This is a genomic window from Paraburkholderia sp. PGU19, assembly GCF_013426915.1.
In the GTDB taxonomy this organism is placed as follows: domain Bacteria; phylum Pseudomonadota; class Gammaproteobacteria; order Burkholderiales; family Burkholderiaceae; genus Paraburkholderia.
Window position 1 is genome coordinate 2,067,940 of record NZ_AP023179.1, and the last position, 15,160, is coordinate 2,083,099.

The following is a 15,160-nucleotide window of genomic DNA, read 5'->3' on the forward strand; positions in this document are numbered from 1 at the left end:
CTCAGTTGCCCTCCGGCGCGACCGTCAGTTGCTGCTGATAACCCTTGAGTACTTCGTCGCGCAGCACGCTCCAGATCTGTGCGTGCAATTCAACGAAGCGTGGATGCGAGCGCACTTCGGCGACATCGCGCGGACGCGGCAGATCGATCGTGAACTCGCCGATCGGCCGCGTGCCCGGCCCCGCCGACAGCACCACCACGCGATCCGACATCGCGATCGCTTCGTCCAGATCGTGCGTGATGAAGAGCACAGCCTTGCGCTTCGCGGCCCACAGATCGAGCAGTTCGTTTTCCATCAGCTGGCGCGTCTGGATGTCGAGCGCCGAAAACGGCTCGTCCATCAGGATGATGTCGGGATCGAGAATCAGCGTCTGCGCCATCGCGACCCGCTTTCTCATGCCGCCCGACAGTTGATGCGGATAACGGTCCCCGAACCCGCCGAGACCGACGCGCTTCAACCATTCGTCGGCGCGTGCGAGGGCTTCCGTGCGCGGCACGTCGTGAAACTGCAGGCCCGCCAGCACGTTGTCGAGCGCCGAGCGCCACGGCATCAACGCGTCGGCCTGGAACATGTAGCCCGCGCGCCGGTTGATGCCCGTGAGCTTCTCGCCGAACACGGTCACTGCGCCCGAGGACGGCTCCAGCAGCCCCGCGCCGACGTTCAGCAAGGTCGACTTGCCGCAGCCCGTCGGGCCGACCACGGAAACGAATTCGCCCGGCGCGATGCGCAGCGTCGTGTCCTTGACGGCGGTGTAGCTTTGCCCGCGCTTCTCGCGCGACGCAAACGTGCAGGTGATATTTTCGAGCGCCAGGGCGGCAACGGTCATCGTTCGGCTCGCTTGTTTCGATGCTTCGGTGGTTCGATGTCGCTACGTCGTGACACGGCGGGGCTTGCGCCCGCACGCGCGTCGCCGGGCGAAAGCCCGGCACGGATCGAGGTTGAATCGAAGTTTAGATCGCGCGTTATGCCTTGACCGTCGCGAGCGCCTTCTTCACGAAGTCGTTCGTCCAGGTCTTCGACAGATCGATCGGCTTGCCCTTTATCGTCTCGTCGAAAGCCTGCAGCGTCTTCAGCGACGTCGCGGGACCGTCGGCGGGCATCAGGCCATCGGGCGACATTGCCTCTTTCACGTGCTGCCACGCATCCAGATACAGCGCGCGGTCGCCGAGCAGGTACGACTCGGGCACGGTGTTGATCAGCTCGGTGCCCGTCGCTGTCTGCAGCCACTTGAGCGCGCGCACCATCGCGTTGGTCAGCGCCTGCGTCGTGTTCGGATTCTTGCTGATGAACGATTGCGAGGCGTACAGGCAGCCCGCCGGCATATTGCCGCCGAACACCGTGCGCGTGTCGCTGAGCGTGCGCGTATCCGATACGACGCGAATCTCGCCCGAGCGTTCGAGCTTGGTCATCACGGGGTCGAGATTGGCGAGCGCGTCGATCTGGCCGGACTGCAACGCGGCGATCGCGCCCGCGCCCGCACCGACGCCGATGAACGACACGTCCTTCGCCGTCAGCCCGGCTTTGGCGAGCACGAAGCTCGCCATGATCGACGTCGACGAACCCGGCGCCGTCACGCCGATTTTCTTGCCCTTCAGATCGGCGATCGACTTGTAGTTCGCCATCGTCTTCTTCGACACGGCGAGCACGATCTGCGGCGCGCGGCCTTGCAGCACGAACTCGCGGAAGTACTGGTTCTTTGCCTGCAACAGCAGCGTGTGTTCGAACGCGCCCGACACCACATCCGCGCTGCCGCCGACAGCCGCCTTCAACGCCTGCGAGCCGCCCGCGAAATCGGAGATTTCGATTTCGAGCCCTTCGTCCTTGAAGTAATTGCGGCGCTCGGCGATGGTGAGCGGCAGATAGTAGAAGAGGTTCTTGCCGCCGACAGCGATCGCGACTTTCGACGTCTCCAGCTTGCTTTGCCCGAACGCGAGCGGCGAGCCGACGAGCGAGGCGCCCGCGAGTGCCGCGCCGCCTGCGAGGAAGCTTCTTCGTTGCATGGTCCTGTCTCCGGTTTTTTGTTCTGTCGCGGGCTGATCCGCCCCGTCTTCGTGCGCTAGCGTGTGTGCCCGCTACACGATCTGTTGCGCGTGCAACCTTGCAATGTGGTCCGCATCATAACCCAGCGTTTGCAGAACTTCATCCGTATGTTCACCCAGTTCCGGCCCGAGCCAGCGCGTCTCGCCGGGCGTCTCCGAGAGCTTGGGCGTGACGTTCGGCAGCGTGATGTCGCGGCCGTCCTGCCACTTGAACGTCTGGATCATCTGCCGCGCGACGTATTGCGGATCGGTGAACATGTCGGCCACGCTGTAGATGCGGCCCACGGGCACGTCGGCGGCGTTCAGCACGTCGAGCGCTTCGTCGATCGTGCGGCTGGCGAGCCACGCGGCGATCGCGCCGTCGATCTCCTGCGTGCGCGGCACGCGGCCGTCGTTATGAGTAAGCGCGGGATCGTTCGCGAGGTCCTCGCGGTCGATCGCGAGCATCAGGCGTTTGAAGATGGGATCGCTGTTGCCGCCGATCACGATGCTGCCGTCGCGGCAAGGATAGGTATTCGACGGCACGATGCCCGGCAGCGACGCGCCCGTGCGCTCGCGCACCATGCCGTACACGCCGTATTCGGGCACCACGCTTTCCATCATGTTGAACACGGCCTCGTACAGCGCGACATCGACGACCTGCCCTTTGCCGCCGTTCACCTGCTTGTGATGCAGCGCCATCAGGGCCCCGATCACGCCGTGCAGCGCCGCGATCGAATCGCCGATCGAAATGCCGATGCGCGGCGGCGGCAGGTCCGGATAGCCGGTGATATGGCGCAGCCCGCCCATCGATTCGGCAATCGCGCCAAAGCCCGGACGATCGCGATACGGGCCCGTCTGCCCGTAGCCGGACAGGCGCACCATCACGAGACCGGGATTTTCCGCAGACAGCACGTCATAACCGAGCCCGAGCTTTTCAAGCAGCCCAGGCCGGAAATTCTCGACCACGATGTCCGCTTCCTTCGCGAGCTTGCGGACGATTTCCTTGCCTTCGTCGGCCTTCAGATTGATCGTCACGGACTTTTTGTTGCGCGCCTGCACGGCCCACCACAGCGACGTGCCGCCCACTTCGGGATACAGCTTGCGCCATTTGCGCAGCGGATCGCCGCCCTTCGGATCTTCGATCTTGATCACGTCCGCGCCGAACTCGCCGAGGAAGCGCGCGGCGAACGGCCCCGCGATCAGCGTGCCGAGTTCGAGCACCTTGACGCCCGCGAGCGGTCCCTTGGGCTTTTCCGCTTCGTTTTTTTCCGTTGGCGTTGAAGTGGATGCGCTCATGTGTCTCCTGATCTTCGCTGATCTTCGTTGTGCTGGCCGGGCGATCCTGCTGTCACGCGTCGTGGTTCGGACGAGGCGCCGTTATATCGAACGCCTGTCGAGCATCGCGCGCGCGATGGTGCCCGCGTCGACATATTCGAGTTCGCCGCCCACGGGCACGCCGCGCGCGAGACGCGTGACGGACAGGCCGCGTGCCTTGAGCGTCTGGCCGAGATAATGGGCCGTCGCCTCGCCTTCGTTGGTGAAGTTGGTCGCGAGCACGACTTCCTTGACGACGCCGTCGGAAGCGCGCCTGACGAGCCGGTCGAAATGGATTTCTTTGGGGCCGATGCCGTCGAGCGGACTGAGGCGCCCCATCAGCACGAAATACAGGCCGCGATAGGTCATGGTCTGTTCGAGCATGATCTGGTCGGCGGGGGTTTCGACGACGCACAGCAAGGTTGGATCGCGTTCGCTGTCGCTGCAGACCTCGCAGATCTGCGCTTCCGTGAACGTGTTGCACTTCTCGCAGTGCTGCAGATGCTCGGTGGCGAACAGCAGCGAGCGGCCGAGCTTTTCGGCGCCTTCCCGATCGTGCTGCATCAGGTGATACGCCATGCGCTGCGCGGACTTCGGACCGACGCCGGGTAGCGCGCGCAGCGCTTCGACGAGCGCCGACAAGGCGGAAGGTTGTTTCATGCTGGTACGGCGGCGTCGACGTGTAGTGGGTTGAATCGCGGATGCGTTCCGGCGCGCGAAGCCGCGCCGTTCGTCAATGAACGGCGGACGCGCGGGCACAAGGCCATGAGGCCATGCGCCGCGCGCGACACGCTACGCGCTTTTAGAACGGCAGCTTGAATCCCGGCGGCAACGGCAGGCCGGAAGTCATACCGCCCATTTTTTCCTGCGCGGTGGCTTCCGCCTTGCGCACGGCATCGTTGAAGGCAGCGGCGACGAGGTCTTCGAGCATGTCCTTGTCGTCGGCGAGCAGGCTCGGATCGATCGATACGCGGCGCACGTCGTTCTTGCAGGTCATCGTCACCTTGACGAGGCCCGCGCCCGACTGCCCCTCGACTTCGATCAGCGCGAGTTGCTCCTGCATCTTCTTCATGTTTTCTTGCATCTGCTGGGCCTGCTTCATCAGCCCGGCGAGTTGACCTTTCATCATGGACTTGCTCCTTCGTAATAGTGGATTCGGTTGGGCGCGTGCGCGTCGGCGTGACGGGAGGCGCGCGCGGAAATCAGTGGCCGGCCGCGCTCTGGCCGCCTTCGGCGCCCGGCGCGAGCGGGCGAACGGAGCCCGGCACGATGCTCGCGCCGAATTCGCGGATCAGCGACTGCACGAACGGATCGGCGCCGATCTCGCGCTCGGCTTCCTGCTGGCGTTTCGCGCGTTCGATCGAGTCGAGCACGGCGGCCGTGCGCCGCACCGGGCCGACTTCGACCTGCACGTCGATTTCGCTGCCCAGCCGCTCGGCGAGCGCCGCCTTGAGCTTCGCAATCTGCGCGGACTCGGTGTAGAGCTGGACCGCGACGTTGAGCTTGAGGGTCTTGCCCTCGACGGCCATCAACTCGCTGTTGAACGCGAGCTGATAGGAGATACCCTTGAGCGGCAGCGTGACGGCGAGCGCCGGCCAGTCGCCATCGAAGCCGATACCAGCGAGTGGCACGGCGGGCGGCAGCGTGCGGATATCGACGACGGGCGCGGCCGTCGCGGCGGGCGCAGCGGGCGCATTGCCACGCCCGACCAGCATGTCGTCAGGGCCGCTGTCGAACACGGGAATGAAGCTGTCGTCGGGAGCCGCGAAGAACGCATCGTCCGACGATGCAGGCATGTAGTCGTCGGGCGGAATGTCATCCCACGGCGGAACGCCAGAAGCGCCCTGCGGCTGTGCGGCGCGCGGCGTCTGCGTGCGCGCGGCGGTTTCCTGCTGTGCGGCGGCTGCGGCGCGGCGGGCGGGATCGGGCGTCGGCACGCGCACGGCGACGCGCGGGGCGGCAGGTTTGGCAGGTGCCGCAGGCGTCGCTGACGCGGGCGCGGCCGAGGCCGGACGGCTTCCCGCCGATACCTTCAGGCCGGCGTTGCGCAGGACGTCGAGCGCGGCGCTCGCGCCGCCTGCGCGGCGCGGAGTGGATTCGGTCTGCGTGGAGAAGTCGTCTGACGGCGCGGCGTTATCTTGTTGGGCGATCGAGGCAACCGGCGAATCGACGTTGGCTGTCGATTCGGCTGAAGTCGAGGCTGCGGCCACCGACAGCGGCGTGACGGCGGCATCGACGGGTGCGGCCTGAATTTCAGGCGCAGGCGCTGGCGACACGGCCGGCTCAGGAACGGCTTGCGGCTGAACCGGTGCCGGTTCGGGTTTCGCTACGGGAGCGACACGAGGCGCAACGGCAACGGTAGCCGCAGGCGTATCGCTCGCGCGAGCCTGCGGCGCCGCCGCGACAGGCGCGCCCGTCCGCTTCGCTCCAGCCGCCGGGACGCTCGAGCGCCCAGCCGGCGTCACGCCGCCTCCGCCGCCACCGTTCGGTGCCGGTTCGAACGCGAGCATGCGCAGCAGCGTCATCGTAAAGCCTGCGTATTCATCAGGCGCAAGACCCAACTCGCTTCGGCCGATCGTCGCGATCTGATAGAACAGTTGCACCTGCTCTGGACTCAGCGCGTCGGCGAAACGGCGCAGGTCGGCGGCTTCCGGCCACTCGTCCAGCACCGAAGACGGCGAAAACTGCGCCCACGCGATCTTGTGCAACAGCCCGGCGAGATCCTGCAGCGCGGTCGAGAACGACAGGCTGCGCAACGCCATTTCATCGGCAACCGACAGCACGGCCTCGCCCTCGCCCGCGACGAGCGCGTCGAGCAGGCGGATCAGATAGCTTTGATCGAGCGCGCCGAGCATGCCGCGCACAGCTTCCTCTGTGACCTGGTTCGCCGAATAGGCGATGGCCTGATCGGTCAGCGACAACGCATCGCGCATCGAGCCGTCCGCGGCGCGCGCGAGCAGGCGCAGCGCCTGCGCTTCATGCGGAATGGTCTCTTCGCCGAGAATGTGCTCGAGATGCGACACGATATGCCCTGCCGGCATCTGCTTCAGGTTGAACTGAAGGCAGCGCGACAGCACCGTGACGGGAATCTTTTGCGGATCGGTCGTAGCGAGGATGAACTTGACGTGCGGCGGCGGCTCTTCCAGCGTCTTCAACATCGCGTTGAATGCATGGTTCGTCAGCATGTGCACTTCGTCGATCATGTAGACCTTGAAGCGCGCATCGACGGGCGCGTACACCGCGCGCTCCAGCAGCGCAGCCATTTCATCGACGCCGCGATTGCTCGCCGCGTCCATCTCGACATAATCGACGAAGCGCCCTTCGTCGATCTCGCGGCACGCGCGGCACACGCCGCATGGCGTAGACGTGACGCCCGTTTCACAGTTGAGCGCCTTCGCGAAGATTCGCGACAGCGTCGTCTTGCCGACGCCCCGCGTGCCGGTAAACAGATAGGCGTGATGCAGACGGCCACCGTCGAGCGCGTGCGTGAGCGCGCGCACCACGTGCTCCTGTCCGACGAGCGAAGCGAAATCCTTCGGCCGCCATTTGCGTGCGAGAACTTGATAGGTCATCCGGAAATTGTATCAGCAAGACCGACGCGTAAAGACGAATCGACAACGCGCCCGATAGCGCGTTCAAGCCAGGCGTGACAACGCTCTGACGCTTCATTGAATTTCGCTAAGCGGGCGATAGAAGATGCCGCGTTTCGAACGACGCCGCACGAGAACAAACAGGGGAAATAAAGCGAAGGGGAAGAGAGGAAGGTGACGAGCCTGACCCTCGGCACTGGCGGAAAACGGCTGTGGCTGCTTCGTTCCCGACCTGACCAGGTTGACCGCACCTCCATGCGAGGAGGCCCGTCACGTCGTATTCTAACATCGCTCGTTGCGCCGCGCGAGAGGCTCGCAGACAAAACGCGCAGAAACCCCGTTCAAACTTCGTCGTTGCCCTCTTGTGTTCGCGCGCGCGGACGCCAGATAGGTGATGTCACGAGGGAGCTGCCGCGCTTCACATCGGCACAGGCATCATCTGAGCGGTGTAAGGCGCGACGCGAAACCCTACTGTCGGAATGCGTACTATCACGACGGGCAACGCATAGCAATTTAGGCTAAACTGACGTTCAAGTGGCCCGCAAAGCCAAGCCAGCCCGCCCTCCTGAAGGTGTCCCCACGATACTTCCCGCGGCGCGTTTCATGGTTTGTCCTGTGGCAAAGCGAACGGAAAGTTTTCTGATTTTGTTGTATCGTGGCGGGCATTCAAAGCAGGCCTCGAACCGAAAGAGGTATTCACACAAATGAGCGAACACATCAAGCATATTAGCGACGCGTCGTTTGAACAGGACGTCGTCAAATCCGACAAACCCGTGCTGCTCGATTTCTGGGCGGAATGGTGTGGCCCGTGCAAGATGATTGCGCCGATCCTCGACGAAGTTGCGAAGGACTACGCTGATCGCCTGCAGATCGCCAAGATCAATGTCGACGAACATCAATCCACGCCCGTCAAGTTCGGCGTGCGCGGCATTCCCACGCTGATCCTCTTCAAGAACGGCGCGGTCGCTGCACAGAAGGTTGGCGCACTGTCGAAATCGCAACTCACCGCGTTCCTCGACGGCAACCTTTAATCTGCATACACGGCACGCGCGAGCCAGCGCGTTGCCCGGCTCGCGCAGTGCGTCGGCAATGAAGCAACGCCGCGCATGAAGCGAGCCGCATGATTCTTGTTGTCGCTGGACAACAATGACAACAAGAATCATGCGTCGACAAAGAACCGGCCGCGCAGGCTGGTTTTGGCGTGTGCTATGCTAGAATCCATAAAACGTCGAAAAGACGAGTAAGTCCTTGAGCGGTTCCGCTCACTTCTCCTCCCAGATTTCATTTCAGGTCGCACCTTCTCTGCGGGTTCTCCGTATGCATTTATCCGAGCTTAAGACTCTGCACGTGTCCCAATTGATCGAGATGGCCAATGGTCTCGAGATCGAAAGTGCGAACCGCCTGCGCAAGCAGGAACTGATGTTCGCCATTCTAAAAAAGCGCGCCAAAACGGGCGAAACGATCTTCGGTGACGGCACCCTCGAAGTGCTGCCGGACGGCTTCGGCTTCCTGCGCTCGCCGGAAACCTCGTATCTCGCCAGCACGGACGACATCTACATCTCCCCGTCGCAGATCCGCCGCTTCAACCTGCATACGGGCGACACCATCGAAGGTGAAGTCCGCACGCCGAAGGACGGCGAGCGCTACTTCGCGCTGGTGAAGGTCGACAAGGTCAACGGCCAGCCGCCGGAAGCCTCGAAGCACAAGATCATGTTCGAGAATCTGACGCCGCTGCACCCGAACAAGGTGCTGCTGCTCGAACGTGAAATGCGTGGCGAGGAAAACGTCACGGGCCGCATCATCGACATGATCGCGCCGATCGGCAAGGGCCAGCGCGGCCTGCTCGTCGCGTCGCCGAAGTCCGGCAAGACCGTGATGCTTCAGCACATCGCGCATGCGATCAAGCAGAACCACCCCGACGTGATCCTGTTCGTGCTGCTGATCGACGAACGTCCTGAAGAAGTGACGGAAATGCAGCGCTCGGTGGCGGGCGAAGTCATTGCGTCCACCTTCGACGAACCGGCCGCGCGTCACGTGCAGGTCGCCGAAATGGTGATCGAAAAAGCCAAGCGCCTCGTCGAAATGAAGAACGACGTCGTGATTCTGCTTGACTCGATCACGCGTCTCGCGCGCGCCTACAACACGGTTGTCCCGGCATCGGGCAAGGTGCTGACGGGCGGTGTCGACGCGAACGCGCTGCAACGTCCGAAGCGCTTCTTTGGCGCGGCCCGTAACATCGAGGAAGGCGGTTCGCTGACCATCATCGGCACGGCGCTGATCGAAACGGGCAGCCGCATGGACGACGTGATCTACGAAGAGTTCAAGGGCACGGGCAATATGGAAGTGCACCTCGAGCGCCGTCTCGCGGAAAAGCGCGTCTATCCGTCGATCAACCTGAACAAGTCCGGCACGCGTCGCGAAGAACTGCTCATCAAGCCCGAGATCCTGCAAAAGATCTGGGTGCTGCGCAAGTTCATCCACGACATGGACGAAGTCGAAGCAATGGAATTCCTGCTCGACAAGATCCGCCAGACGAAGAACAACGCCGAGTTCTTCGACATGATGCGTCGCGGCGGCGGCTAAATAGCCGTCGCACCCATCGCATTCGCGTCCACAAGAAACGCCTGCTTTCGAGCAGGCGTTTTTTTATTTTCCCGCCCTGCGCCTGCGCAAGCGACGATGCGATCGCGCACCTATCTCTATAATGCTTCACGTCCCGCCGACCAGTGAAGCATCACCATGCCGATCGCCGATTCCCCCACTCTGCTGACCGTGCGCGACGCCGCCGAACGCCTGGCCGTCACGCCGCGCACGCTCAAATACTACGAAGAACGCGGGCTCGTCACGCCCAGTCGCAGCGAGGGTCGCTATCGTCTGTACGACGAGAACGACCTCGAACGCTTTTCGCGCATCCTGCGTTTGCGCGCGCTCGGTTTTTCGCTCGCGGGCATTACCGAAATGCTGAAGCGGCCGCTTGAAAACACCGAAAGCGGACGCCGCGGCTATTCGATGGAATCATTGCAGCAGATACGCGACGGTCTCGCGCAGCAGGTCGAGTCGCTCGATGCGCGGATCGAATCCGTGCAGCGCGAACTGAAGGAAGCGCAGAAGCTCAAAGCCGAACTGAGCGACGATCTGGATTACGTGCAGCGCCGTCTCGCCGGCGAAAGCGCCGACGATCTGATCCAGAAGCGGCGCGCATCGGCCGCATTGAAGCGCACCAAAAGCACGAAAGCCTGAACGCCGCAGGTGCGGCCCGGCATGTCCCGCAACCGCCCGACATCGGTCACTCCAACGAATCCACGCACGCGATGTTTTCGAAACTCACTCGATGGCTCGATACGCGCCGCCGCGACCGCGCGCTGCGCACCTACGCGATCGACGACGCGCTCTGGCAGGCGACGCTCGACGGCCTGCCGTTTCTGTCGCATCTCGCGCCCGCCGACCTGCAGCGCCTGCGCGAGATGACGAGTCTGTTCATCGCGCAAAAGGAATTCTCGACCGCGCACGAGCTCGAACTGACCGAACAGATCACCGTCGCGATCGCCGTGCAGGCCTGCCTGCCCGTGCTCAATCTCGGGCTGGAGCTGTATCGCGGCTGGGTCGGCGTGATCATCTATCCGGGGGAGTTCGTGATCCGCAAGACGGTCGAGGACGAAGACGGCGTCGTGCATGAAGTCGAGCACGACGCGAGCGGCGAAGCGTGGGAAGGCGGACCCGTGATCCTGTCGTGGGAAGACGCGCAGATGACGGACGGCTCGGACGCCTACAACGTCGTGATTCATGAGTTCGCGCACAAGATCGACATGGTGACGGGCGAAGCGGATGGTCACCCGCCCCTTTTTCGCAAGCTGCATGCGCCGCTCGATTCCGCGCATTGGGCGGACGTGTTCGACCACGCTTACGACCAGTTCTGTGTGAAGGTGGACGCCGTGCCGGATCGCCGCTGGGCGCGCTTCGAGCGCGAATCGCTGATCGATCCGTATGCGACCGATCACCCATCGGAATTTTTTGCCGTTTGCAGCGAGGCGCTGTTCGTGAAGCCGCGCGAGTTCGAGGCGGAATATCCCGAGCTTTACCGGCTGCTCGCGCGCTATTACCGGCAGGACCCGGCGCGCACGGGCGCGCTGGGCGATGCAAACGTCTGATCCGAAAGGAAAAACGGCCGGAAACGAAGCCATGCCGCATCTGCCAGAAAACCTTCGCAAAGTTCGTCAAAGGTCTGATTTTCTGGCATAATCCACGTTTTTCGACCTTAGGCAAGTGGCTCGCGGTTGCGGAATTCTCCGGCTCCCGGGTTGGCTACCGCCAGACTAAAGGAAAGACCATGAAAGAAGGCATTCACCCGAATTACCGCGAAGTCCTGTTCGTCGATATGTCGATCGACTTCAAGTTCGTGACGCGCTCGACCATCCAGACGAAGGAAACGGCCGAATTCGAAGGCAAGACGTACCCGCTGGCGAAGATCGAAGTCTCGTCGGAATCGCACCCGTTCTACACGGGCCAGCAGAAGATCATGGACACGGCAGGCCGCGTCGAGAAGTTCAACAAGAAGTTCGGCGCCCGCGCTTCGGGCAAGGCCGGCAAGTAATACCCCGAGAAGTGACACGTGCGTGGCCCCGACTCCCGTCCGGGCCGCTACGATGCAAAAAGGGCAGCGCGAGCTGCCCTTTTTTGTCGGTGGACGCTTTGTCGACACACCGCCCGGGTCCGCATCGACAATCCCCCCGACCCTCGCCTGTTTATCTGCTGTGCAACGGTCTGTAAGGCAGCGTGTGACGCGTACCGCGCCACCCGTCTACAATGCCGCATGCCTGAATCCGAGACGCCTCCTGCGCTCCACCAATAACTCACGGCTGCCACGCGCGCGGCCCCACACGAACACCGCATGAGATCTGTCGTTCGCCTCACTGCCTCCGCCACCAGCGCGCTGCCGCGCTGGCTGCTGCTTACCATCTGCGTCGTGTATGCGTCGTTCGGCCTGTTCGGGCGCGACCCGTGGAAGAACGAGGATGCAGCCGGCTTCGGCGTCATGTGGACGATGGCCAACGGCTCGCTGCACGACTGGCTGCTGCCGAATCTGGTCGGCAAATACATGACGTCGGACGCGCCGCTCGGCTACTGGCTCGGCGCGAGCGCGATCCGCGTGCTGGACCCGCTGGTCGACGCAAGCAATGCGTCGCGCGTGTTCACCGGCCTGCTGTTCTGCGCGGCGTGCGCGTTCGTCTGGTACGCGGCCTATCTGCTCGGCCGCCGGCCCGAAGTGCAGCCGTTCAAATACGCATTCGGCGGCGAGCCCGAGCCGCGCGACTATGGCCGCACGCTCGGCGACGGCGCGCTGCTGATCCTGCTCGCCACCTTCGGCCTCGCCGAACGTGGCCACGAAACCACGCCGCAGATCGCGCAGTTCGTCTGCATCGCGATGCTCGTCTACGGCCTCGTGCGGATGGTCGACAAACCCGTGCAAGGCGCGCTGATCTGGGGTGGCGCGATCGGCCTCGTCGCGCTGACGAGCAGTCCTGTGCTGGTCGGCGCACTGCTGATCGGCACCTTCGCGATGATGGTGATCGTCCACGAGACGCACTGGCGCACGCTGATGCTGGCCGGTCTGCCTGTCGCGCTGGCGCTGTCGGTTGCGTGGCCGCTCGCGGCCATCGCCCTCTTTCCCGACGATGCCGTCTGGTTCCTCCAGCAATGGATGCGCGGCAGTCTGCACGCGTTCGCGGGCCCGTATGGCTCGACGCTGCTCTACGCCGTCAAGAATCTGTCGCTCTACGCGTGGCCTGCGTGGCCGCTCGCGATCTGGGCGTGGTTCAGCTGGGCCGGGTTGCGACGTGCGCCGCACATTGCGATTCCGCTGTCGGTGATCACGCCGCTGCTGGTTCTCGTCGTGCTGCAAAGCCATGGGTCGAACCGTCTGTTCATCCTGCTGACGCCCGCGCTCGCGGTGATCGCCGCGTTCGCGCTGCCGACGCTCAAGCGCGGCGCGATCAACGCCATCGACTGGTTCGCGGTGCTCAGCTTCACCGTGCTCGGCTCGTTCGTCTGGCTGGTGTGGCTCGCGGGCATGACGGGCTTTCCGCATCAGCTGGCGCGCAACCTTGCGCGCCTCGCGCCGGGCTTCACGCCGCAGTTCAAGATCCTGTCGTTCGTCTGCGCGGTTGCCGTGACCGTCTGCTGGTTCGTGCTGGTGCAATGGCGCGTGGCGCGTCATCCGAAGGTACTGTGGCGCAGCGTCGTGCTGTCGAGCGCAGGCACGACGCTGATGTGGGTGCTACTGATGACGCTGTGGCTGCCCGTCGTCAACTACAGCCGAACCTACAAGGATGTCGCCCAGCAGATCGCCGCGCACCTGCCGTCCGACTACAACTGCATTTCGCCCGCGCGCCTGGGCGACGCGCAGATCGCCACGTTCGCCTACTTCGGCGACATGCATTTTTCGTTCGACGATGACTGCGACGTGCTCCTGCGCCAGGACACGCAGGACTTCGGCGAGCCGAGCGCGATGTCGAACTTCGTCTGGAAGCTCGTCTGGGAAGGCCGCCGCGTTGCCGACCGCGACGAACGCTTCCGCCTGTACGTGCGTATCGACCGGCCGCAGCCGCCCGTCAAGCGCCACCCGTGGCGTCCGAAGAAAGCCGGCTGACCATGTTCGCCGATGTGCGGAAAATCGCCGGGCTCGCGTGGCCCGTGCTGATCGGCCAACTGGCGATCATCGCGTTCGGCGTGATCGACACGGCAATGGTCGGCCGTTTTTCGGCAACCGATCTCGCCGCGCTCGGCCTCGGCTCGTCGATCTACATTTCCGTGTATATCGGTTTGACGGGCATTCTGACGGCGCTGCAGCCGATCGCTGGTCAGCTGTATGGCGCGGCGCGCTACGAGGAAATCGGCGAAGAAGTGCGCCAGGCGCTGTGGCTCGCGCTGGCGCTCGCGACCATCGGCTTTCTGATTCTCTACTTCCCTCACCCGCTGCTGCAGCTTGCGCGCGCACCGGAAGCGCTGCGCGAGCGCACCGTGTCCTATCTGCAGATACTCGCGTTCGGCTTGCCTGCGAGCCTCGCGTTCCGCGTCTATAGCTCGCTGACGAATGCCGTCGGCCAGCCGCGACTCGTGATGATCCTGCAGATCGGCGGGTTGCTGCTGAAGCTGCCGCTCAACGTACTGCTGATTTTCGGCAAGCTCGGCTTGCCGGCGCTCGGCGGTCCGGGCGCCGCGCTCGCGAGCATTCTGATCAACTGGACGCTTGCCATCGTCGGCATGACCGTGATGACGAAGCTCGACGTGTTCCGGCCGTTCGCGATCTTCCGGCATTTCTGCTGGCCCGTGTGGCGGCGTCAGGCAGCGCAGTTGAAGCTCGGCGTGCCGATGGGGCTGTCATATCTGATCGAGGTCACTTCGTACACGTTCATGGCGCTCTTTATCGCGCGCTTCGGCACGACCACGCTGGCGGGTCATCAGATTGCGGGCAACATCGGCGCGGTGCTGTACATGACGCCGCTGTCGATCGGCATCGCCACTTCGACGCTCGTCGCGCAGGCGCTCGGCGCGCATCGATACGAAGCGGCGCGCACGCTCGCGCGGCACGGCATCGCGATGGCGGTTGCGATCGCGTGCTGCTACGGCGTGATCGTGCTTGCGCTGCGGCCCGTCATCATCGCGGGCTACACGCCGAATGCGCATGTCGCGCAAGCCGCGATGCCGCTGGTGCTGATCGTTGTGTTCTATCACCTGTGCGACGCGTTGCAGATCACGTCGGCGTTCGTGCTGCGCGCGTATCGTGTGGCCGTCGTGCCAACCGTGATCTATGCAGTTGCGTTGTGGGGCGTCGGGCTGGGCGGTGGTTATACGCTTGGGTTCGATGTCGGCGGCTGGGTGCCCGAATCGTTCACGGGCGCGCGGGGGTTCTGGCTGGCGAATACGGCCAGCCTGCTGATCGCGGGCATCGGTCTCGCCATCTATCTGCGTACGATAAGCGCGCGGTCGGCGCGGATGGGCGCCGTGCAGCAGGCGGACAGCACGGCCTGATCTCATAAGCAGCCTGCGCTGACGTAACAGCGCTGACCCTCCGTGCCCGGTGAAACGCAGCACCGAACTGCTTAATCGCAATTCGACGATCTCCCCTTATAGACCGAGCTTTTGGAACGGCCTACAAAGGCCGCTTCGGAGAATGTCGGAAAAACAGACCGTTAGTTGCACTTTAACCCTTCTGCAAAACAGCCGCCAATCATCCCA

At 63.7% G+C, this 15,160-nt stretch carries 13 protein-coding genes and 1 other RNA gene; 7 read left to right on the forward strand and 7 right to left on the reverse strand.

Annotated features, from left to right (window positions below; genetic code table 11):
* Nucleotide 1: 1 nt before the first annotated feature.
* The 7 genes from H1204_RS09430 to ffs form a co-directional block, all read right to left on the reverse strand.
* Nucleotides 2–826 (reverse strand): ABC transporter ATP-binding protein, encoded by an 825-nt coding sequence (locus H1204_RS09430; protein ID WP_180728094.1) that lies wholly within the window; start codon nucleotides 824–826, stop codon nucleotides 2–4.
* Nucleotides 827–962: 136 nt separating this feature from the next.
* On the reverse strand, nucleotides 963–2,000 hold the full coding sequence (locus tag H1204_RS09435; protein ID WP_180728095.1) for an ABC transporter substrate-binding protein: 1,038 nt from the start codon (nucleotides 1,998–2,000) through the stop codon (nucleotides 963–965).
* 72 nt (nucleotides 2,001–2,072) lie between these two features.
* On the reverse strand, nucleotides 2,073–3,317 hold the full coding sequence (locus H1204_RS09440) for a CaiB/BaiF CoA-transferase family protein (RefSeq protein WP_180728096.1): 1,245 nt from the start codon (nucleotides 3,315–3,317) through the stop codon (nucleotides 2,073–2,075).
* A gap of 81 nt (nucleotides 3,318–3,398) precedes the next feature.
* The gene (recR, locus tag H1204_RS09445; protein ID WP_180728097.1) at nucleotides 3,399–3,995 is read right to left on the reverse strand and encodes a recombination mediator RecR; all 597 of its coding nucleotides are present in this window, start codon (nucleotides 3,993–3,995) and stop codon (nucleotides 3,399–3,401) included.
* 142 nt (nucleotides 3,996–4,137) lie between these two features.
* Nucleotides 4,138–4,464 carry a YbaB/EbfC family nucleoid-associated protein gene (locus H1204_RS09450; RefSeq protein ID WP_007182071.1) on the reverse strand — a complete coding sequence of 109 codons (327 nt, stop codon included), beginning with the start codon at nucleotides 4,462–4,464 and terminating at the stop codon, nucleotides 4,138–4,140.
* A gap of 73 nt (nucleotides 4,465–4,537) precedes the next feature.
* Nucleotides 4,538–6,907: a DNA polymerase III subunit gamma/tau gene (gene dnaX / locus H1204_RS09455; RefSeq protein ID WP_180728098.1), complete on the reverse strand. Its 2,370-nt coding sequence runs from the start codon at nucleotides 6,905–6,907 to the stop codon at nucleotides 4,538–4,540.
* Between the two features lie 191 nt (nucleotides 6,908–7,098).
* An RNA gene (gene ffs / locus H1204_RS09460) (signal recognition particle sRNA small type) lies at nucleotides 7,099–7,197 on the reverse strand.
* Nucleotides 7,198–7,629: 432 nt separating this feature from the next.
* Between ffs and trxA the strand changes: the two genes are divergently transcribed.
* The 7 genes from trxA to H1204_RS09495 all read left to right on the forward strand — a co-directional run bounded on the left by trxA (nucleotide 7,630) and on the right by H1204_RS09495 (nucleotide 14,953).
* Entirely contained in the window at nucleotides 7,630–7,956 is a 327-nt protein-coding gene (gene trxA, locus H1204_RS09465) for a thioredoxin TrxA (protein ID WP_007586494.1), read from the forward strand.
* Between the two features lie 286 nt (nucleotides 7,957–8,242).
* Complete coding sequence (gene rho, locus H1204_RS09470) at nucleotides 8,243–9,508, forward strand: transcription termination factor Rho (protein WP_036005054.1); 1,266 nt, start codon at nucleotides 8,243–8,245, stop codon at nucleotides 9,506–9,508.
* A gap of 156 nt (nucleotides 9,509–9,664) precedes the next feature.
* Entirely contained in the window at nucleotides 9,665–10,165 is a 501-nt protein-coding gene (locus H1204_RS09475; protein ID WP_180728099.1) for a MerR family transcriptional regulator, read from the forward strand.
* Between the two features lie 71 nt (nucleotides 10,166–10,236).
* The gene (locus tag H1204_RS09480; RefSeq protein ID WP_180728100.1) at nucleotides 10,237–11,073 is read left to right on the forward strand and encodes a M90 family metallopeptidase; all 837 of its coding nucleotides are present in this window, start codon (nucleotides 10,237–10,239) and stop codon (nucleotides 11,071–11,073) included.
* A gap of 179 nt (nucleotides 11,074–11,252) precedes the next feature.
* Nucleotides 11,253–11,516 carry a type B 50S ribosomal protein L31 gene (locus H1204_RS09485; protein WP_180728101.1) on the forward strand — a complete coding sequence of 88 codons (264 nt, stop codon included), beginning with the start codon at nucleotides 11,253–11,255 and terminating at the stop codon, nucleotides 11,514–11,516.
* A gap of 297 nt (nucleotides 11,517–11,813) precedes the next feature.
* Entirely contained in the window at nucleotides 11,814–13,571 is a 1,758-nt protein-coding gene (locus H1204_RS09490; protein ID WP_180728102.1) for a glycosyltransferase family 39 protein, read from the forward strand.
* Between the two features lie 2 nt (nucleotides 13,572–13,573).
* Complete coding sequence (locus H1204_RS09495; RefSeq protein WP_180730922.1) at nucleotides 13,574–14,953, forward strand: MATE family efflux transporter; 1,380 nt, start codon at nucleotides 13,574–13,576, stop codon at nucleotides 14,951–14,953.
* Nucleotides 14,954–15,160 lie beyond the last annotated feature (207 nt).